Genomic DNA, 20173 nt, shown 5'->3' on the forward strand with positions numbered 1-20173 from the left:
GTCTCGCACGGGAACCGGTGATGCCCGCGACACGCTCGTGACCAGGTTCGCGGGGCGGTAGCTCCCACATGGTTACATCGAAGAGTGGCGACATTCTCCGCACCGACTCTCGTACGCTCGGCCGCCCCGGCGGTCGAGCGGTGTGACTGGTCCGAGGCGGGACGTCGTGCGTTGCGGCACGAGGGCGGTTTCCTGCGCGTTCTCGGCGGCCCCGGAACGGGGAAGACGACCCTACTGTCCGAAGTGGTCGTCGATCGGTTGTTGAGCGGCCGGGCCGACGCCGACAACACCCTCGTGCTGGCATCGAACCGCACCAACGCGGCGTTGCTGCGCAGCGCGATCAACAGCAGGTTGCCGGCAGCCGGAGCCGAGATCAGCACCGGTGGGGGTCAGTTGGTACGCACCGTGCACTCCTATGCGTTCGGTGTGCTGCGACTGTTGGCGGCCCGCGACGGTAAGCCGCAGCCGAAACTGCTCAACGGTCCCGAGCAGGACCTGTGGATTCGGGAACTCCTCGCCGGGGACATCGAGGACCGGGTCGACTACTGGCCGGATTCGTTACGCGCCGCGCTGGGAACCGAGGGGTTCGTCGGTGAGCTCAGGGATCTGCTGCTGCGTGCCGCCGAACGCGGTGTCGGTCCGGATCGGCTGGTTCGGCTCGGCAGGTACCACGAACGGCCCGAGTGGGTGGCCGCTGGTGTTTTCGGGGCGCAGTACGAACGTGTGCGACAACTCGCCGGTGCTTCCGGTGAGACCGCCGCTCCGCTGGACGCCGCGGAACTGGTCTCCACCGCGCTGCTCGCGCTCGATAACGATCCCGAACTGCTGCGTACCGAACGGGCCAGGGTGCGGCACCTGCTGGTCGACGACGCGCAGCACTTGGACCCCCAGCAGTATCGGCTCTGTCGCCGTGTCGGTGACACCGCCGCGGAGTTCCTGCTGTTCGGCGACCCGGACCAGGCGGTGTTCTCCTTCCGCGGCGCCGATCCGCGCTGTCTGTCCGAAGCCGACCCCGACGGCGACCGGACCAGCGTGCTCACCGCCGGGCACCGCATGTCGCGACGTGTTCGCACCGCCGTTCGGAGGCTCTCGGCGAGATTGCCGGGTGCGGGCGAACAACGGGGGATGACCGGGCCGGAGCCCCCCGAAACCACCGAGGACGAGGAACCGGACGGTGCCGAGCCCGACTCCGGCGGTTCGGTGCGGGTACGCCTGCTGGCGTCCCAGGCGCAGCAGGCGGCCTGGGTGGCGGACCAGCTCCGCCGTGCCCACCTGCTGCGGGGAGTCGCGTGGTCGGACATGGCCGTCATCGTCAAGTCCACCGGCCTGTCGCTGCCGGTGCTGCGCAGAGCACTGCTGGCCGCGGGGGTTCCGCTGGTGCTCGACGACGAGGAACTGCCGCTCGCCCAACGGCCCACCGTGCGGCCGCTGCTCACCCTGCTGCGGTGTGCCGCGCGTCCCTCCGATCTGGACACGGAGACCGCGGAGTACCTGCTGGGGTCGATACTGGGCGGGGCCGATTCGCTGGCGCTGCGTCGGCTGCGCCGGGGGCTGCGCAGGCTGGACCAGGCGGCTGGCAACGACCGTCCCAGCGGGGAGCTGCTGGTCGAGGCGCTGTGGCAGCGGGACGTGCTCACCGCGCTGCAGGACGTCGCAGCCGAGCCCGCCCGACGAGTGGCGGCGCTGCTGGCATCGGCGACCCGCTCCTGCCGGGAGCGACGCAGCGTCGAGGAAACGCTCTGGGAGGTGTGGCGCGAGAGCGGAGTGGAACGGACGCTGTTGTCCCGTTCCGAGCGCGGCGGGGTGCACGGCGCGCGGGCCGATCGCGATCTCGACGCCGTGGTCGCGCTGTTCGAGGAGGCCGCCCGCTACGTCGACAGGCTGCCCGGCGCTGATGCCGCAGCCTTCGCGGATCACTTGGCCGGACAGCGCATATCCGGTGACTCGCTGGCGCCGCGTGCACCGTCCGGGGACGGTGTGGCGGTGCTGACCGCGCACGCATCGGTCGGCAGGGAGTGGGAAGTGGTCGCCGTGCCCGACGTCCAGGAGGGTATCTGGCCGGACCTGCGGCTGCGTGGCTCGCTGCTGGGGACGGAGCGGCTCGTCGACGTGCTGTCCGGACTGGACTCCGACGAGGTGCTCTCCGCATCGGCCCCGCTGCTGGCCGAGGAACGAAGGCTGCTGCTCGTAGCCGCCAGCCGCGCCCGCGGGAGTCTGCTGGTCAGCGCGGTGCGCGGCGAGGACGAGCAGCCCTCCCGGTTCCTGGACGAGCTGGACGGCCTGGCCGACGAGCCGGAAGCGGCCGAGCGTCCCGTGTCCACACCGGAGCGGGGACTGAGCCTTCCCGAGCTGGTGGGGGAACTGCGCAGGGTCGTCACCGACGGCGGAACGGAACCGGAGCGACGTGAGCGGGCCGCCGGCCAGCTCGCCAGGCTCGCGCGGGCCGGTGTGCCCGGCGCCGATCCCGACACCTGGTACGGCCTGCCCGAGCCCTCCAGCACGACCCCGCTCGTGGACGGCGCCGAACCGGTTCGGGTGACCCCCTCCACGGTCGACGTACTCGCCACCTGCCCGCTACGCTGGATGATCGAGCGCCACGGCGGCAGGGACGCCGCCGAGCTGGCCTCGGTGGCGGGCACCGTGGTGCACGCCCTGGTGCAGGCAGCCGCCGAAGGGGCGGACCGCGAGCATCTGGAACAGGCGCTGGACCGGGCGTGGGACTCGGTCGACGCGGGCGCCCCCTGGTACTCCCGCCGCGAACGCGAACGGGTCAGGTCCATGTTGGATTCCTTCCTGAACTGGCTGCGGCAGTCCCGCGCTGAACTCACCCAGCTCGGGGTGGAACACGATCTGGACCTGAAGGTCCCGGCGCGGGAGGACGGCCCGTGGCTGCGCCTGCGCGGCAGGGTCGACCGACTCGAGTCCGACGAGCAGGGCAGACCCGTCGTCGTCGACGTCAAGACCTCCAAGACCCCGGTCAGCAAGGACAACGCCGAACAGCACACCCAGCTGGCGGTGTACCAGCTGGCGGCGGCGCTGGGCGCCTTCGGCTCGGACGGGGAGAACCAACCGGGCGGGGCGCGGTTGTTGTACGTGGCCAAACCCGACTCCCGCGACGGTGCGGCCACCGAGCGCGCTCAGAGCGGGCTCGGTGCGGAGGGCATCCGGGTCTGGCTGGACGTGGTCCACGACGCCGCGGCTGCCAGCACCGGTCCCGGTTTCCTCGCGGTGGAGAACTCCGACTGTGCCCGGTGCCCGGTGCGCACCAGCTGTCCGGTTCGTTCCGAGGGAAGGCAGGTCGGACAGTGATCACGCCGCAGCGCATCGCCCAGGCGCTCGGGATGCCCGCCCCCACCGAGGAACAGGCGGCAGTGGTCGGAGCGCCCGCCGGGCCCGCGCTCGTCGTGGCCGGAGCGGGGGCGGGCAAGACCGAGACGATGGCGGCCCGGGTGCTCTGGCTCGTGGCCAATCGGATCGTGACCCCCGAACGGGTGCTGGGGCTGACGTTCACCCGCAAGGCGGCACGTCAGCTCTCCGACCGGGTGCGGGCCAGACTGCGGCGGTTGGCGGGATCCGGGCTGCTCGAGGAGGTCGATCCCTCGGGCACGCTGCGTTCGGTGGTGTTGGCCGAGGAGCCCACGGTGCTCACCTACCACTCCTACGCGGGCAGAATCGTCTCCGAGCACGGGCTGCGTGTTCCCGTGGAACCGGGTGCCAGGCTGCTTCCCGGCACGGCCTCCTGGCAGCTGGCGCACAGCGTCGTGTCGAACTGGACCGAAGACCTCGACACCGACCGGGTGCCGTCCACCGTGACCGCGAACGTGCTCTCGTTGGCGGGGGAACTGGCCGAGCATCTGGTCGAACCGGAGCAGGTACGCGACCACGCGGAGCTGCTCACCGCAATACTGGACAACGCGCCCCGCGAGAAGGGGCAGCGGGCCGATCCGCCGCAGGAACTGCAACGGATCCGCTCCGCCCAGCAGCTGCGCGCCGCGTTGTTGCCGCTGGTCGAGGCTTACACCAAACGAAAACGCGCCGACGGCGCCATGGATTTCTCCGATCAGATGTCGTTGGCGGCCCTGTTGGCGCGGCGCCACCCGGAAGTGGCGCTCGGCGAGCGCGAGCGGTTCGCGGCCGTGCTGCTGGACGAGTACCAGGACACCGGGCACTCGCAACGTGTGATGCTGCGTTCGCTGTTCGGTGACTCCGCGAGCACGCCGTCGTTGCCGGTCACCGCGGTGGGAGACCCCGCGCAGGCCATCTACGGTTGGCGCGGCGCCAGCGCGGCCAACCTGCCCAGATTCACCACCGATTTCCCCGAGAGGGACCACGACGGGGGGCCGGAGGCGCAGCAGGAGAGGGATCGAGCGGACTCCGAGAGCTCGGGTGCCACACCGTCCCAGCCGACTCCCGCCGCGCGTTACGGCCTGCTGACGAGCTTCCGCAATCCGGCCGGAATACTGCGGCTGGCCAACGTCGCGGCGGAACCGCTGCGCGAGTCGGGGTTGGACGTCGAACGACTTCGTGCCAGGGACGACGCACCGCCCGCCGATGTCCGTGCCGCGCTGCTCGGCGACGTCCGCGCGGAGCGTCGCTGGGTGGCGGAGCGCCTGGCGGGGCGGTGGCACGAGGCCGTGGCGCGGGACGGCGAACCACCGACAGCCGCCGTCCTGGTGCGGCGTCGAGCCGACATGGCGGACATGGCCGACGCGTTGCGCGCCGAAGGACTACCGGTCGAGGTGGTCGGGCTCGGCGGTCTGCTGGACGAGCCGGAGGTGCGGGATCTGGTCAGTGCGCTGCGGGCGCTTGTGGACCCGTTGGCCGGAACCGCGGCCGTGCGGTTGCTGACCGGGTCCCGGTGGCGCATAGGTGCGGCGGATCTGGCCGCGCTGTCGACGCGGGCGAGCGAGCTGGGGGAGCGCGTCACTCCGGGGGAGGAGGACGGTGGCGTCGACGAAGCGCTCGCCGCCGCCCTTCCCGGCGAGCAGTCCGAACAGGCCGGCCTGGTGGACGCGCTCGACGATCCGGGTGAGCACACGCGCTACTCCTCCGAGGGGTATCGCCGTATCGCCAGACTCGGCAGCGAGCTCGCCTCGCTGCGGCAGCGGCTGGAGCAGCCCCTGCCGGAGCTGGTGGCCGACGTGGAACGCACCCTGCTGCTCGACATCGAGAGCATGTCCCGAACCGACGGGGTCGGCAGGGCACATCTGGACGCCTTCTCGCGGGTGGTGACCGAGTTCGCCACCGCGAGCCCCACGGCGACGCTTCCGGCGTTGCTGGACTATCTCATCACGGCCGAGCACGCCGAGGACGGTTTGGAACCGGGCGAGGTCGAGGTGGCGGAAGGTCGGGTCCAGTTGTTGACCGTCCACGCGGCCAAGGGGCTGGAGTGGCAGTTGGTGGCCCTGCCGCACCTCGTGGCCGATGTGTTTCCCGGCAAACGCAAGTCCTCCTGCTGGTTGCGTTCGGTCCCCGAACTTCCGCCCGAACTGCGTGGTGACGGGGCCGACCTGCCCACGCTGGACACCCAGCGGCTCGGCGGTATGACCCGCAGGGAACTGCAGCAGGAGCTGCGCGGGCACGACGAGGAGTTCGAGCAGCGGCGGCTGACCGAGGAGCGCCGGTTGTTCTACGTGGCGCTGACCCGTTCGGAGCGGACGCTGTTGCTGTCCGGGCACTGGTGGGCCGAGAGCGGACGCAAACCCAAGGGGCCGTCCACCTTCCTGACCGAGGCGGCACGGCAGTTGGCCGGTTCCCCGGTGGAGCTGGCGGACCGCGAGCTGGAGCACAGCGAGCTGGAGCACTGGGAGCCCGAGCCGGACGAGGCGGCGGAGAACCCGCTCGCCGAGACCGAGCGCAGTGTGCGATGGCCGGTCGACCCGCTGGGGACCCGGCGAGGCGAGGTCGCCGAAGGAGCGGACCTGGTTCGTCGCGCGATGGCGGAAACCGCTGCCGGAAGCGTGGTCTCCGGTGCAGCGGCCCGGGAGGCCGGCGGACTCACCGAAGCCGAACCGGACGGCGAGGTTTCGGTGGATGACTCGTCGGTGGAGGAGCCGCCAGTGGACGAGTCGTCGGTGGATGGGCAGCGGGTCGATGACGAGGAAACGGCGCGGTGGCGGCGCGACGTCGACGTGCTGCTCGCGGAGCGCGACCGCACGGGTCGGGGTGAACAGGTGCGGCTGCCGGAACAGCTCTCGGTCAGTCAGTTGGTGGAGCTCGCCGACTCTCCGGAGGCGTTCGCGCGGAAACTGCGTCGTCCGTTGCCCACCCGTCCCAATCCGGTGACGCGGCGCGGCACAGCCTTCCACACGTGGCTGGAACGGCGTTTCACCTCGGACGCGCTGCTCGAGGTGGACGAACTCCCAGGTGCGGAGAACGACTCGGCGCCGCGGGAGGAGGATCTGGAACGGCTGTGCGCGGCTTTCCTCGACAGCGAGTGGGCCGAGCGTACTCCTCACCGGATCGAGGTTCCGTTCGAGACGCGCATCGCCGGGGTGGTCGTGCGCGGTCGGATGGACGCCGTGTTCGCCGACGAGGACGGCGGCTGGACCGTGGTCGACTGGAAAACCGGTGCGGTGCCGGACGAGCACCGGATGCCCGCCGCGTCGGTGCAGCTGGCGGCCTACCGACTGGCCTGGTCGGAGATGACCGGTGCTCCACTGGAGCGGGTCCGCGCGGCCATGCACTACGTACGGCACGACCGCACGTTGCATCCCGCCGACCTGCACGACGCGGAAGGACTTCGGAAGCTGATCCTGACGGTGCCGTCCGAGAGTTGAGCGGGGCTCGCCCCGGTGGCGCGAAAGAGGGCACGGCGGTCCGGGGGAAAAACCGAGTGAGGTGGAAGCTCCTGGGTGAGGAGCTTCATCCGGCGAGTTCCGTCCGGCAGGCCCCGGGCAAAGCTCCGAAAACCACACTTTCGAGTGGCTTGGCTTGTCTCGGGTGTGGATCACGCAGGAATATGCCCGCGATGGCGCAGAACACGGAGAACAGGTTGGACGCCTCCATGCAGCAAGAGGTGTCCGTGGACGAGGACGTCCTCGCGTTGCGCGCACCGCTGGTGCTGGTGCGGCGGAACGATCAGGGGGAGTGGATCTTCGAGGGACCGGGCGAGTCCCCTCGCCCCACAGTGCGAACCGTGCTCGGTGCCGTGGTCAACGCGTGGCCGCACGTCTCGGCCCTGGCCGAGCTGGAGCCGGGCTCCGCCGCGGTGTGGTCCTGGGACAACCACGGTTGGACGAGCGAGTTCGAGTGCACCTGCGGTGAGTGCGAGCAGCCGGTGGCAGCGGATTTGGATCGCCGTACCTGGCCCGGTGAGCTGGATCCCGAGGATCTCGTCAGTGTGGAGGAGACCGCGCTCTCGGGGCAGGAGGTGCTGACCAACATCCTCTACAGCTCGGGCAGGATCGCGCTGCTCGGTCCCGGCGAGCAGCACCGCACCAGTGATCAACTGGCTTCGGTGGCGATGGCCAACGTGATTCGCCGTTGGCCCCACACCATGCGTGCGTTGTGCTCGGTGCGCTCCGGTTACCTGCTGCGGTGGAACGCGGAGAGCCTCAACTGGCACGAGTACGAGGCGGTCTGATCACCCGGCGTCGATTTCAGGGGAAATCGGCGCCACCGCCCTCGGCGGTGTTGGAGGTGCTCTCGGTGCTCTGGAACTCCTGTCGCAGCACACGTTGGTAGAGCAGTTCCAACAGCCACCGCTCGAACAGCGAGGTGCCGAACTCGGCTCTCCGGTCCTCCGGAGTCAGCACGAGCCTGGCGGGGCCGTCCCGGTAGGTGGTGACGGCGCCGATGCCGTAGTAGTCCAGCTCGGTGAGCGCCCAGGGGCGGTAGGGGTGATCGCCGGGAAGCACCGCCGCGCACGGCGCGATCGTGAGCAGTGTTCCGCACGCTCTGGTGGCTCGCCGGGCCTTCGAGACGCGCACCAGCACACCGACCAGGTCGACGGCGGGCACCGGGACCTGTTCGGGACCGTCGGGTTCGGCCCAGGCGTGCACTCCGGAGGGCTCCGCCTGTGGTGGCCAGTCGTGCGCGGTGCGCCACTGGTGCACGTCGGGGCGAAGCCGCGTGACGGCTGTGAAACGGGAGCCGAGAACCTCCACATTCGACACGAGATGCCCGTGCCAGCCCAGTACGCGGGCCGCGTGCTCGAACTGCTGCACCTATGAATGGTAAGCAGGAAGGCTCAGCATTCAACAACTCCGCACGTGTGAGATTACGAAAGTGTTACCGAGCGGTGTTCCTGCGTACGCGTAGCGACCACTGGATCAGGGGCAACTGCAGGGGGAGCCTGGCGTAGGCCACGAAGCGTAGCGGGGTGCTCCGATCGCGGTAGTCCAGCGCCATCTTGATGTTGGCCGGGAAAACGGCCGCGAACAGGGCGGTGGTGGCCGAGGCTCCCGCACGACGGGTCCTGGGGTGTGCCACGGCGGCGGCACATCCCAGTTCCGCGGCTCCGGACAGGTAGGTCCAGCTGCGGGACGCGCCCGGTAGGCGGCGCGGCACGATCGAGTCGAACGGGCGCGGCAGCAGGAAGTGCAGCACCCCGGTGAGCGTGAGCGAACCCGCCAACACCAATGCAGAACTTGGTCGTTTCATAACGGCTACCGTGGCACGGAATCGCCTCGGCGGCAATGAACGAGGTGGGGCGCTTCGGTCGGTGTTGGCCGTTTTACCGCGTGACTTCCGCGGTATTCGCCTTTCGGGGCGCCATGCTCCGGACCACGGGGTGATCGATCCGTGTTCGGACGAAGACCGGCAGCCATCGCCCTGGCGCGTGGTTGGCACACTTCGAACTCGGAAGTGATCAGTAAGTCGTCCTCCGGGAGAGCTTGCCATGGCAGCGCGTGTAGTCAGTCCCCGTGGACGGGGTTTCCTCCTCTTCGAGGCGCATCCGGACGGCTGTGCACGGCAAGTAAGTGAGCTGTGGGAGCAGGTGCCGGTTCTGGACACCGCAGCGTGGGAGCGGCGGCCGGTGGCGTTGATTCTGGGAAACTCCTCCGGTTACGGAATGGCAGCCACGATCGCCGGCCTCGCGCGCTACGGCATCCAAGGTGTCGCCGTCTCGATGGAAAAAGCTCCCACCGAGCGACGCACCGCGAGCGCGGGCTGGTATCGGACCCGCGCCATGGCGCGATGCGCCGAGCGGACTGGAACGGCGATGTCGTGGCTCAACGCCGACTGTTTCACCGACGAGACGAAGGATCGGGTCTGCGATCTGCTTGCCGAGCGGTACGGACCGGTTGACTACCTCGTTTACAGCGTGGCGGCTCCGCGCCGACGCGATCCGGACACCGGTGACACTCACAGCTCGGTGATCAAACCGATCGGTGCCGAGTACGCGACCAAGACGCTGGAGTTCGACGACGACGGCGCGACGGCGGTACGGACGGTCGGGGTTCCCTCCGCCACTGACGAGGAGATCGCCTCGACGGTCAAGGTTATGGGCGGTGAGGACTGGCAACGCTGGGTGCGTGCTCTTGCCGACCGGGAACTGCTCGCTAACGGTGTGCGCACAGTGGCACTGACCTACATCGGCTCGGAACTGACCGCGCCCATCTACCGCAGCGGTACCATCGGCCGTGCGAAGAGTCATCTGGAGACCACTGCCCGCCAGCTGGACGACTGGTTGGAATCCTACTGCGGCGGTGGCGCCGCCACCTCGGTCAACGGAGCGGCAGTCACTCAGTCGAGCTCGGCGATTCCCGGTATCGGTCTCTACATCAGTTTGCTGCGCGGTGCGCTCGGTGCGGCCGTGCACTCACCGCTTCACCAGCTCGTGCGGCTCTGGGATCATCTTGCCGGGGTGGCTGGTGCTCCGGTCGACCGGGATGACCGGATCCGACTCGACGACTGGGAACTGGCGGAGTCGGTGCAGCACGGTCTCGCCGACCGATGGGACAGGGTCGAGACCACGAACCTGTCCGAGCTGGCGGCCCCGGAGTGGTTCGCTGGTGAGGTGCGCCGACTGTACGGCTTCGATGTGGCAGGCATCGACTACCAGGAGCACACCGATCCCGAATTGCCCTGGCCCGATCGGCAATAGCTGCGGGACCCCCTTCAGGACTGTTCGATCACTCCGGTGAAACGGACCGGGACCGATTCCCGTACTCGGCGCGCAACCGTTGCAACTCGTCGGCGGTGACCGGGAGCACGGTGCCGTGTCGGGGGCTGTCCGGCAGGTCGTAGTTCTCGGAGACGGTCCACTCGCCGGAGTCCAGGTCCGTGGTTTCGAACGGGACGTAGCCGCGCCCACCGAACTCGTCGATGAACATGTACCACTTGTCCTCGATGTTGGACTCGAAGACGGTCGGACCCTCGCCGCGGCTGACTCCCGGTTCGGAACCGGAGGGCTTGCCGACGCAATCCGCGATGAGCTCGTAGTCGGTGCTGCGCAGGTTCGGGGACTTCTCCGCGGTGATGTACTTGCCGCAGGGCGCCGAGTCGGAGTTGGCCCGCTCGTCCTTGGTGAACCGGTAGTAGGTGCCGTCCTCGGAGATCACGGTGGAATCGATCACCGAGTGGCCGGGGTCCTGCCACACTCTCGGCTCGCTGAAGGTGCGGAAGTCGCGGGTGGTGGCGTACATCATGCGGTTATAGCTGTCGCCGGTGTGGTTCGGGTCGTCCGCGGCGTACAGCTTGGACGCCCAGAACACCACGTAGGCATCGATCGACTCGTCGTAGTAGGCCTCCGGGGCCCAGACGTTGCCCGCGTTGTCGGGTCCTACCCGGACGTGGCGCTGTTCCGACCAGTGGATCAGGTCGGTCGATTCCCAGACCTCGATGTGTTTGCTGCCGTGCCGTTGTGCCTGGTCCCAGTTCCCGTCGCCGTGCATCCTCAGATCGGTGGCGATGAGGTAGAACTTGTCGCCCTCGGGCGAGCGGATGATGAACGGGTCCCGGACTCCGTTCTCGCCCTTGGTGGAAGTCAGCACGGGGTCACCGTTGTTGAGCTCGTCCCAGCGCAGTGCGTCGTTGCCCCGGCTGACGGCGAAATGCACCTGTTCGCCGTCGGAGCTGCCCGATCCGGTGAAGTAGGTGAACAGATATCCCTTCTTCGGTTTCCGCTCCGGCAGTGGTGGCGCTGCCTCGCGTTCCTCGTCCGGTTCGTTCGCGGTCGGCCCGCGCGTTGTCGATGTCGCCCCCTCGGCCACGCCGGTGCCGAGCGGAGCGAGTGAGACTCCACCGAGCAGCAGCGACAACGACAGAGCGGTGGCCGCGGACGCCGCTCGGATTCCGGTGCGAAACGAATTTCCTGGCATGCGCGAAATTTCCCTAACCTGAGCCGGTGCGCCGGGTGTTTCTGTCGTGCGGTGCGAGGCGCTCTCCGGAAGCGCCGTGCCGATCGGGGCCTTTTCCGGGACGGATTCCTGCGTTCCACCCGGAAGATAATGTTCGATATGCCGGACTTTGTTCGAAAATCTAGTGCGCGGACCGCGCATGAGTCAACGGCGGAACGTGTCGATATCGATCAAGCACGCGAGATCCGAGCGGGGGTGCGTTCCCCTCGGGGAGACCGGATGCGACACCGGCGAAAACTTTCCCGTGCGGGAGCACGAGTATCCCCTCCGCGGCCGGGGCGTTACCGTTTCCGCCCGTGGACAAGCACATGGGCCGAACCGCGCGACTCGGACGTCGTTCGCTACCCGGACGTCGCTCCGAGGCAGCGCTGACCGACCGCCTGACGGACCGTCCGGACCATGCGCTGGTCGGGGTGGTCCGGATGCCCGCCACCGCCGTCGGTCCGGTCAAATCGATCGTGCGCAGGGTGATCGGTGCCTGTCTGGCGCTGGCCGTCACCGTGCTGCTGGTTTACCTCGATCGGGGCGGTTACAGCGATACCGACGGAACCCCCCTGAGCCTGCTGGACGCGTTGTACTACGCGACGGTCTCGCTCTCCACCACCGGCTACGGGGACATCGCCCCGATGAGCCCTTCGGCGCGCCTGGTCAACGTGCTGGTGATCACGCCGTTGCGGGTGCTTTTCCTGATCGTCCTGGTCGGAACCACACTGGAAGTGCTCACCGAACGTTCCCGCCAAGCGTTCAAGATCCAACACTGGAGGTCCAGGGTGCGCGACCACGTTGTCGTGATCGGTTATGGCACCAAGGGCAGGTCCGCGGTCACGGCCCTGCTCGGAGAGGGTGCCGAAGCGGGCAACATCGTCGTGGTGGACACCGAGCCCACGGCGCTGGAGGCCGCTTCCTCACTGGGCCTGGTGACCGTCAACGGTTCCGGCACCAGATCGGACGTGCTGCGGGTGGCCGGGATCCCGCGGGCGCGTGCCGTGGTGGTAGCACCACCGCGGGACGACACCGCGGTGCTGGTGACGCTCACCGCCAGGGAACTGGCTCCCAAAGCGCAGATCGTGGCGGCCGTGCGCGAGGCGGAGAACGTCCACCTGCTGCGGCAGTCCGGTGCCGACTCCGTGGTGATCTCCAGTGAGACCTCGGGCAGATTGCTGGGGATAGCCACTTCCACGCCCTCGGTCGTGGAGATGTTCGAGGACCTGCTCAGCCCGGACCTCGGGTTGGCCATCGCGGAGCGCGAGGTCGAGCGCACCGAAGTGGGAGGCTCGCCCCGGCATCTCTCCGACATCGTGCTCGGATTGGTCCGCGAGGGACAGCTCTACCGGGTGGACGCTCCGGAGGCCGACGCGATCGAGGAGGGCGACCGGTTGCTCTACGTCAAGAAGGTCGCCACCGCCTGAACGGACTTCCTAGGCGCGACCCGCCGCTGACCGACTCGTTCGACCGGCCGGGGCTGCTCGAACGACTGGCAGGACTCGCTCGAACGACTGGCAGGACTGCTCGAAGGACCGGCCGGTCGGGGCCACGCCCCGGTGCGTAACGACGGTTCAATCCGATGGCTAACAAGATGCCCACTGTCGTGGTCTGGTCACGGTTCGTCTATCTGCCGATACTCATGGTGATATGTGGCACGAGGAAGTATCACCGGGTTCGTTCCGCGTACGCCGTGGCGGAACGTGGCAGGAGGTGAAACGGTGACCGAGTATTCGACGGAACGCCCCGGGATCTACTGGGTGAAACCGGAGGGCGACCCGAACCAGCACGCCACGATGGGCATACCTCCGAGCCGGGGTGGTCCGGTGGAGGCTCTCGGCGGACACGCGTCGGTCGAGGCTCCGCCCCTCGCCGATCACCGGCAGTACCAGATGGCCCACACCCGGCCGTTCTGCGAGGAGTGTTTCACCGCCTATCTGAAGTTGCCCACCGCCCGGCCCACTTGGAAGCACTGATCCGGATGGACACACACCACTACTGGTTGCCCGTGAGCAGTCGTGGCTCCGCGCGCCTGATCCGTCACGCGTTTCGCGGTAAGCGTTGGGAGGGCAGAGCCTCGGACACCTCGGTCTGTGGCGTGCAGTGCGCCATGGCCGAGCCGAGTGAGCTCGACTGGTTCCAGGCGCCGACGTGCTGGGACTGCACGAACATCCTGATCGAGGAACAGGAGCGGGCCGACGCCGCTCTCGAATGAGGAAAGCGGGTCACCGGCTCAGGACACTTCGGACTCTTTGGCCGACCACGTGTTGCACTCGGTGATCCGGTTCGTGCGGAACCCCCGATGTGCCCAGAGCCTGTTGTGCTCGGTGCTGCCGTGGTTGCGGACCTCACCCGCCTGATCACCCCGGTTGCTCGCGTCGCGCAGCGCGGACATGATGTGGTCGTTGTCCACTCCGCCGTGCTGCAAGGCCGCGAGTGCCTGCCCGCCGTAGCAGGTGGCCTGCAGCTCGTTCCTGCGCGACAGTTCGAGCCCCTCGGAGGTTTCGGTGCCGCCCGCCTCGTGCAACGCTCTGCCGTACGCTTCGCTGATTCCGGTCATTCCCTGGACAGCGTGGCCGAACTCGTGCGCGAACTGTCCTAGGTAGGGACCGGCGGTTTCGCGCCCCTCCACCCGGGAGTAGTGCCTGGCGGTCCAGTAGATCGTGTGGTTACCGCCGCAGTACATGGCGGTCCGCCGCCACCCCCGGTCACCGCAGGGACTGTGAACCTCCCCGTGCGTCACCACCACGTCCGGGGTCTCCACCGGAAGGTTCGCCTCGCGCAGTGCCGGGGTCCACATTTCCATCAGGCACGGCGTCAGCGAGCGAAGGAAAGCCCGTTGCGCGGCCGTGTCCGTATCGAAGTCGGGAAGCTCGCATGCGGTGTCGACCGCGCCGTTGCCCGGGATGTTGAAGGGGTGCTCACCGAGTGAGGTGACCGGACGGGGCCTCAGCTCCGTGGTGTCGCCTTCGGGCCGTCCGATGTCCGTCGGTCCGTGCGGCTTGCCGGACTCCTCCAACGCGTGCTCGGGCGCCGGATAGCCGTCGCTCGTCGGAGCCGTGGTGGTGCCCGGGGAGGGGACGACCGGGACGGTTTCGAGCTCACCCTCCTCGTGCCGCTCGTTCCCGTGCTGGAGCGCGCCCGCTCCGTAGCTCGGAAGCAGCCCGGCCGACGAGAGGAGCAGCAGCACCACGCCACTCAGGACCGCCACGAGGACGGCGACGGCACCGACTCCGTCACCGGCGTCGGAGGCGGAGTACGAGTCCGAGCGGTACGGGTCCGTTCCGGAGCTGCTCGCCGGAACATCGGGGTCGTGCGGCGGCTGTGGGCGCTGTGGTGGCGTCATGTAAGCGTGGTCGACCTGCTCCGTCACTGTCGGCTTTGGACCGATTCGCGCTCGGTGTCGCGGTCCGCTGCTGTGCTTCCGAACGAGCCTAACTCCCGATCGGTGCCGTTCGGTGTCCTGCTGCCGAATCGACTACGTCGAATTCACCCGCGGACCGGGTGGTTTTCCGGCGAGCGGTGATCGCGCGCGCAGAGCTCGCGTCGATCCAGTGCGGCGTCGCTTTCCGTCGGTGAGTCGTTCATCCGCCAGGAAAGGATGGTGTGTAACCATCAGATCAGATAATCTGATAATATGCGGGAAGTGACAGCCAGCGAAGCCAGTAGAAATTTCAGCGCGTTACTGGATGCCGTCGAGCAGGGCGAAAGCGTGTTCGTCACTCGGAGTGGGCATCGCGTCGCGACGATGACCCCGGCTCCACGTTCCAACGGGGCAGCGGTACGTGAGGTACTGGCCCGATGGCAGGGGCACGCTCACGGCGACACCGATCTCGCCGAGCGGGTCGCCTCGGCACGCGCCGGTGCCGACGCGGAGTTGGACAGCGATCCATGGCACGACTGATTCTCGACACCGGTGTGCTCATCACGGGCCAACAGGGGCGGCTGGATCTGGCCGTGCTGGCAGGGGACGACGATGTGGTGGTACCCACCATGGCCGTTGCCGAATACCTCGCGGGAGTGGCGCTCGGTGGCGACCCCGCTCGTCGCGCCGCCGAGACGACGTTCCTCGACGAACTGCTGGCCGTCACGCCGACGTTCGACTACACCGTTCCGGTGGCTCGTGCCCATGCCGAACTGCTCGCACATGTCCGTCGGACCGGGCAACCGCGCGGAGCGCACGACCTCGTCATCGCGGCCTGTGCCGTAGCGGCCGATCGCGTCCTGGTCACCACCGACGCCAAGGCTCGCTTCGAGGAACTTCCCGGTGTGCGGGCGCGGCTGCTGGATCCCTGATCCGGCCCGCCGGCCCCCTGCCGGAACTGCTGGACACTTGCCGGGACTGTTGGCCACCTGATCGGGACCACTGGATGTCCGCCCCGGAACAGGGCCGTACCCGGCTAACACCCCCGGTCCCGCACGCCGCCGCGACCTGGTTGCGAACCGGGGAGCGCGGTTCCTCTGCGAGGATCGCGTCGTGGCGCGAGGGCGTGGTTCTACATCGGTGTTGCTGATCCTGGTGGTGCTGTTATCGGTCGGGGTCGGTGCGGTGGTGATCGCGTGGTGGCCGCTGACCGACGCGTTCGGCGGCGACACCACGGTGCGGACGCGCCACACCACCGCGACGGTTGTCCGATCCGCCTCCTGCGCGGAACGCGGGGCACACGACCTCGTGGAGCTCACGGCGGAGGGGAGTACGACCCGGGTCCCGTTCGACGGCTGTGGTCATTCCGAGGGGACGCGATTACGGGTCCGGGTCCCCGAACCGTTGGGAGACGACGCGCTGGCGCGTCCCGTGGACGCCGAGCCCGGAACCGGCGGCCCCGGAGCGAGCGGGCGGCTCGGTCGGGTGCTGCTGGTACTCGCGGCCCTGTCCGGTGCCGGGTACGTACTGCTGCTGCGATCCGCCCGTACTCGGGAGCCGGGGTAGAACTCCCGGCTCGTGCCTCGCCTTCCCCACGCTGATCGTCGCTGTTATGGCTCGCCGCTGCCACGGACGGCCGTGCTTGCCGCTGCCGCCGACTTCCGCCTCGTTGGTCCTCTCGTCGTATCCACTCGCCCGCTCTCCGGGGGAGTCCCCGCGTGAATTTCACCTATCGATCACACGGCCGGGTGGACGATTCGTTCGATCTCCGGCACGAAGAGTGTTCAACAGGGTGCTCACCGCTAGGGCTTCCCGCGCACGTAGGCTGAGGGCATGGTCGAACCGCAACCGCATCGCGTCACCCTGCCCAACGGGCTGCGCGTGGTGCTCGCGCCGGATGCCGAGCCGGGCTCCACCTCACCCGGTGGGCCGCCGGTGGTCGGAGTCAGCGTGCACTACGACGTGGGCTTCCGTTCCGAGCCGGAAGGCCGAACCGGCTTCGCCCACCTGTTCGAACACCTGATGTTCCAGGGCAGCGAGAGTCTGGAGAAACTCGCGCACTTCCGGCACGTGCAGGGCTCCGGCGGAATCTTCAACGGTTCGACGCACCAGGACTACACGGACTACTTCCAGGTGCTGCCCTCCAACGCGCTGGAGCGCGCGTTGTTCCTGGAAGCCGATCGGATGCGTGCTCCCCGGCTCACCGAGGAGAACCTCCGCAACCAGGTGGACGTGGTCAAGGAGGAGATCCGGCTCAACGTCCTCAACCGACCCTACGGCGGGTTCCCGTGGATCCTGCTGCCGCCGGTGCTCTACTCCACGTTCGCCAACGCCCACAACGGGTACGGCGATTTCACCGATCTCGAACGAGCCACCGTCGACGACTGCGCCGCGTTCTTCGACACCTATTACGCTCCCGGAAACGCGGTACTGACCATCACCGGCGACATCGACGTCGACCACGCCACCGACCTGGTGCACAAGCACTTCGGGGACGTGCCCGCACGTTCAGTGCCGGAACGTCCCTCCTTCGCGGAACCGGCCCCCTCGGGCGAGCTGCGGGACAGGCACCAGGATCCGCACGCCCCGCTTCCCGCGGTGGCGCTGGGTTACCGCCTGCCCGATCCGGTCGGCGAGCTGGACGAGTACCTCGCCAACGTGGTGCTCGCCGCCGTGCTCAGCGACGGTGACGCCTCCCGGTTGCAGCAGCGGCTCGTCTACCGCGACTCGCTCGTGGTGGACGTGCACGCGGGCGCGGGGCTGATGGGAGCTCCCCTCGACGCACGTGACCCGGACACCTTCACCATCACGGCCATCCACAGCCCGGAGGTGACCACCGACCGCGTCGTCGACGCCGTCGACTCCGAGCTGGAGCGGTTGGCCACCGAAGGTCCCACGGCCGAGGAGCTCTCCCGGGTGACCGCGCGGTGGTCCGCCGGACTGCACCGTGATCACGACCGACTGGTTTCGCGCACCCTCGACCTCGGCAGCACCGAACTGCTGCACGGGCGTGCGGAACTCGTCGGGGAACTTCCCGCCCGGGTCGGCGCGGTAACCGCCGAGGAGGTGGCCTCCGCGGCCAAGGCGCTCCGGCCGGAAGCGCGCGCCGTCCTGGAAATCGAACCCACCAGCGAGGCCGACGGAGGTGCCGCATGACCAGCGCGACCCATCGCAGTGCCGAGCGGATCGGACACACCGAGCAGGGGCCGCGGCCGCTGCCGCCGCTGGCCGAGCCGCGCGCGGGCAGGCAGCCCGAGACCGTGGACACCGTGCTGCAGAACGGGCTGCGGGTGATCGCGGCGCGCCACGGTGCGGTGCCGATGGTCGAGCTGCGGCTGCGGATCCCCTTCGCAGGCGAGGACCCCGCTCACCCGGCCAGAGCCGAAGTGCTCGCCGAGACCCTGCTCACCGGGACCCGGCGTCGGGACCGGGTAAGCATGGACACCGACCTCGCGGCGGTCGGCGGCACGTTGCAGGCCGTGGTCGACCCCGAACGGCTCAGCATCACCGGTGACGCGCTCGCCAGTGGGATGGAAACCCTGCTCGACGTGCTCACCGACGCGCTGACCGAGGCTTCCTATCCGGAGCACGAGGTCTCGGGCGAGCGGGATCGGCTCGTCGAGCGGATCACGGTCGCCCGCTCCCAGCCCCGCACCATCGCCCGCGAGGAGTTGCAGTACCACCGCTACGGGGACCATCCGTTCGCCAGGGAGGTGCCGCAGGCCGTTGACGTGGCCGAGGTGACCCCCGAACAGGTGAGGCAGTTGCACCGGGAGGCGGTCCTGCCGCGTGGCTCCACGCTGGTGCTGGTCGGCGACATCGACCCAGCGGCGACCGTGGAGACGGTGCGCCGCATGACTTCCGGCTGGCAGTCCGAGGACGCGGCTCGTGAGCTTCCGGCACTGCCCGAGGTGGCGGGCGGTGACGTCCGCCTGGTGCACCGGGAGGGCGCGGTGCAGTCGCAACTGCGATTCTCCGCCCAGGCCGTTCCCCGGACGGACGAACGCTACCCGGCGCTGCAGATCGCCAACCTGGTCTTCGGCGGCTACTTCTCCTCGCGGCTGGTGGAAAACATTCGCGAGGACAAGGGCTACACCTACGGCGCGCACTCCACGTTCGAGTTCACTCCGGACAACGGCACGATCCTGGTGGACGCCGACACCGCCAGCGAGGTCACGGCCGCGGCGCTGCTGGAGATCCGTTACGAGCTCGGCAAACTCGCCCTGGTCCCACCGAGCGAGGCCGAGGTCGAATCCGCGCGGCAGTACGCCATCGGCGGGTTGCTGACCTCGACCTCCTCGCAGTCGGGCCTCGCCTCGATGCTGATGAACGTCGCGGCTCTCGGGCTGGGGCAGGACTGGTTGTCCGAACATCCCGACCGGCTGCGTGCGGTCACTCATCAGCAGGTGGCCGAGGCCGCGCGCTGGTACGTGCCGACCGCGTTCACCGGGGTCGTGGTGGGAGACGCGGAACAGCTCGGGGAACAGCTTCGTGGCCTCGGTGGTGTGACGCTGCCGTGACGACCTGTTCGGAGTTCGGTTCGGCACCGGAACGTGCCGCTGCCGAGGCGTTCCAGCTCGACAGCACCCCGCTGCTTTCCCGCTCACCCGTGGCGCTGTCCGACCAGCAACGGGACGATCCGACATACGCGGCGAACCTCTGGTCCGGCGGGCGGGTACTGCCCGTCGACCAGCGCGGCCGCGTTCCGCTGGAATCCAGTGGACGACTCTCCTGGCACCTCCCGGACGAGTTCGCCGAGCACGGCGGTCACGCCGTGCTGCTGGGCACGCACGAGGGCGTGGCCCACTGGGGTGTCCGGGTTCGTCCGCGCGAGTCCGGAGCCGACTGGCAGGGGCTGCGCTCGGTGGGCGAGTGGTTGGGCGACGTGGAGGCAGCTTTGCTCACCACGGCGGTGGGGCTGCTCGCCTGGCACGACCGTGCCCGCTACTGCGCGCTGTGCGGCGCCGGAACCGAACTCATCCGCAGCGGCTGGGCCAGACGCTGCACCGGGTGCGGACACGAGGAGTACCCGCGCACCGACCCCTCCATGATCTGCCTGGTGCACGACGGTGCCGATCACGTGCTCCTCGCGCGCCAGGTCGGCTGGCCCCCCGAGCGGTTCTCGGTGCTGGCCGGATTCGTGGAGATGGGCGAGTCCCTGGAGGGCTGCGTGAGCCGCGAGGTCCACGAGGAGGTCGGGGTCCCGGTCTCCGACATCAGATATCTGGGCAGCCAGCCCTGGCCCTTTCCGCGATCGCTGATGATGGGTTTCGCGGCCGTCGCCGATCCCCGCGAGCCGCTGCGGCCCGCACCCGGTGAGATCGCCGAGGCGCACTGGGTCTCGCGGAAGCACGTACGTGCGGCGCTGGGACACGACGAACCGGTCGACGGGCTGTGGCTCCCCCCGGGCATATCCATCGCGCACCGGATGCTGCGCGGCTGGGCCAACGTTGCGGAATGAATCCGCGTCGCCTCGCGGGGACGGTGCTCAGCCGGTGGCAAGGCGCGTACTTGGTTCGCG

General features: G+C 68.9%; 18 protein-coding genes. 14 read left to right on the forward strand and 4 right to left on the reverse strand.

The annotated features are described in order from the left end of the window. The first annotated feature begins 84 nt into the window (after positions 1–84). From BLR41_RS02160 to BLR41_RS02170, 3 genes are all read left to right on the forward strand, one after another. Entirely contained in the window at positions 85–3309 is a 3225-nt protein-coding gene (locus BLR41_RS02160) for an ATP-dependent helicase (protein WP_092625816.1), read from the forward strand. Then, the gene (locus BLR41_RS02165; RefSeq protein ID WP_245693733.1) at positions 3306–6779 is read left to right on the forward strand and encodes an ATP-dependent helicase; all 3474 of its coding nucleotides are present in this window, start codon (positions 3306–3308) and stop codon (positions 6777–6779) included. The genes BLR41_RS02160 and BLR41_RS02165 overlap by 4 nt, the downstream gene beginning before the upstream one ends. A 191-nt stretch (positions 6780–6970) precedes the next feature. Then, positions 6971–7585, forward strand: a complete 615-nt coding sequence (locus tag BLR41_RS02170; RefSeq protein ID WP_092625818.1) for a hypothetical protein — start codon at positions 6971–6973, stop codon at positions 7583–7585. A 16-nt stretch (positions 7586–7601) separates the two neighbouring features. On the opposite strand, the gene BLR41_RS02175 is transcribed toward BLR41_RS02170, so the two are convergent. Both BLR41_RS02175 and BLR41_RS02180 read right to left on the reverse strand, forming a co-directional pair. Beyond that, the gene (locus tag BLR41_RS02175; protein ID WP_092625820.1) at positions 7602–8168 is read right to left on the reverse strand and encodes a hypothetical protein; all 567 of its coding nucleotides are present in this window, start codon (positions 8166–8168) and stop codon (positions 7602–7604) included. Between the two features lie 64 nt (positions 8169–8232). Then, positions 8233–8604, reverse strand: a complete 372-nt coding sequence (locus BLR41_RS02180; RefSeq protein WP_092625822.1) for a DoxX family protein — start codon at positions 8602–8604, stop codon at positions 8233–8235. Between the two features lie 238 nt (positions 8605–8842). Here BLR41_RS02180 and fabV point away from each other — a divergent pair, with 238 nt between their 5' ends. Beyond that, on the forward strand, positions 8843–10051 hold the full coding sequence (fabV, locus tag BLR41_RS02185; protein ID WP_092625824.1) for an enoyl-[acyl-carrier-protein] reductase FabV: 1209 nt from the start codon (positions 8843–8845) through the stop codon (positions 10049–10051). 28 nt (positions 10052–10079) lie between these two features. Here fabV and BLR41_RS02190 read toward each other — a convergent pair whose 3' ends face one another. After that, positions 10080–11267: a glycoside hydrolase family 43 protein gene (locus BLR41_RS02190; RefSeq protein WP_245693735.1), complete on the reverse strand. Its 1188-nt coding sequence runs from the start codon at positions 11265–11267 to the stop codon at positions 10080–10082. 461 nt (positions 11268–11728) lie between these two features. Here BLR41_RS02190 and BLR41_RS02195 point away from each other — a divergent pair, with 461 nt between their 5' ends. The 4 genes from BLR41_RS02195 (at position 11729) to BLR41_RS02205 (ending at position 13503) form a co-directional block, all read left to right on the forward strand. Beyond that, complete coding sequence (locus tag BLR41_RS02195) at positions 11729–12715, forward strand: potassium channel family protein (RefSeq protein WP_342745316.1); 987 nt, start codon at positions 11729–11731, stop codon at positions 12713–12715. 155 nt (positions 12716–12870) lie between these two features. Next, positions 12871–13005, forward strand: a complete 135-nt coding sequence (locus BLR41_RS23605; RefSeq protein ID WP_281240920.1) for a hypothetical protein — start codon at positions 12871–12873, stop codon at positions 13003–13005. 4 nt (positions 13006–13009) lie between these two features. Beyond that, positions 13010–13264, forward strand: a complete 255-nt coding sequence (locus BLR41_RS02200) for a hypothetical protein (protein WP_092625826.1) — start codon at positions 13010–13012, stop codon at positions 13262–13264. Between the two features lie 5 nt (positions 13265–13269). Further along, the gene (locus BLR41_RS02205; RefSeq protein WP_092625828.1) at positions 13270–13503 is read left to right on the forward strand and encodes a hypothetical protein; all 234 of its coding nucleotides are present in this window, start codon (positions 13270–13272) and stop codon (positions 13501–13503) included. Between the two features lie 18 nt (positions 13504–13521). Here the strand turns inward: BLR41_RS02205 and BLR41_RS02210 are convergent, their stop codons facing one another. Next, the gene (locus tag BLR41_RS02210; protein WP_092625830.1) at positions 13522–14661 is read right to left on the reverse strand and encodes a neutral zinc metallopeptidase; all 1140 of its coding nucleotides are present in this window, start codon (positions 14659–14661) and stop codon (positions 13522–13524) included. Positions 14662–14934: 273 nt separating this feature from the next. Here BLR41_RS02210 and BLR41_RS02215 point away from each other — a divergent pair, with 273 nt between their 5' ends. The 6 genes from BLR41_RS02215 to nudC all read left to right on the forward strand — a co-directional run bounded on the left by BLR41_RS02215 (position 14935) and on the right by nudC (position 20113). Further along, positions 14935–15192, forward strand: coding sequence for a type II toxin-antitoxin system Phd/YefM family antitoxin (locus BLR41_RS02215; protein ID WP_218119854.1), 258 nt, complete (start codon positions 14935–14937; stop codon positions 15190–15192). Next, entirely contained in the window at positions 15180–15584 is a 405-nt protein-coding gene (locus BLR41_RS02220) for a PIN domain-containing protein (RefSeq protein ID WP_092625834.1), read from the forward strand. The genes BLR41_RS02215 and BLR41_RS02220 overlap by 13 nt, the downstream gene beginning before the upstream one ends. A gap of 181 nt (positions 15585–15765) precedes the next feature. After that, positions 15766–16218: a hypothetical protein gene (locus BLR41_RS02225; protein WP_143012970.1), complete on the forward strand. Its 453-nt coding sequence runs from the start codon at positions 15766–15768 to the stop codon at positions 16216–16218. A gap of 267 nt (positions 16219–16485) precedes the next feature. Then, positions 16486–17808, forward strand: coding sequence for a M16 family metallopeptidase (locus BLR41_RS02230; RefSeq protein WP_092625838.1), 1323 nt, complete (start codon positions 16486–16488; stop codon positions 17806–17808). Then, a complete protein-coding gene (locus BLR41_RS02235; RefSeq protein WP_092625840.1) occupies positions 17805–19172 on the forward strand; it encodes a M16 family metallopeptidase in 1368 nt (455 codons plus the stop codon). The genes BLR41_RS02230 and BLR41_RS02235 overlap by 4 nt, the downstream gene beginning before the upstream one ends. Continuing rightward, positions 19169–20113: an NAD(+) diphosphatase gene (gene nudC, locus BLR41_RS02240; RefSeq protein WP_176797768.1), complete on the forward strand. Its 945-nt coding sequence runs from the start codon at positions 19169–19171 to the stop codon at positions 20111–20113. Before BLR41_RS02235 ends, nudC begins: the two co-directional genes overlap by 4 nt. Positions 20114–20173: the final 60 nt, after the last annotated feature.

The organism is Actinopolyspora mzabensis (assembly GCF_900101095.1).
GTDB lineage: Bacteria > Actinomycetota > Actinomycetes > Mycobacteriales > Pseudonocardiaceae > Actinopolyspora > Actinopolyspora mzabensis.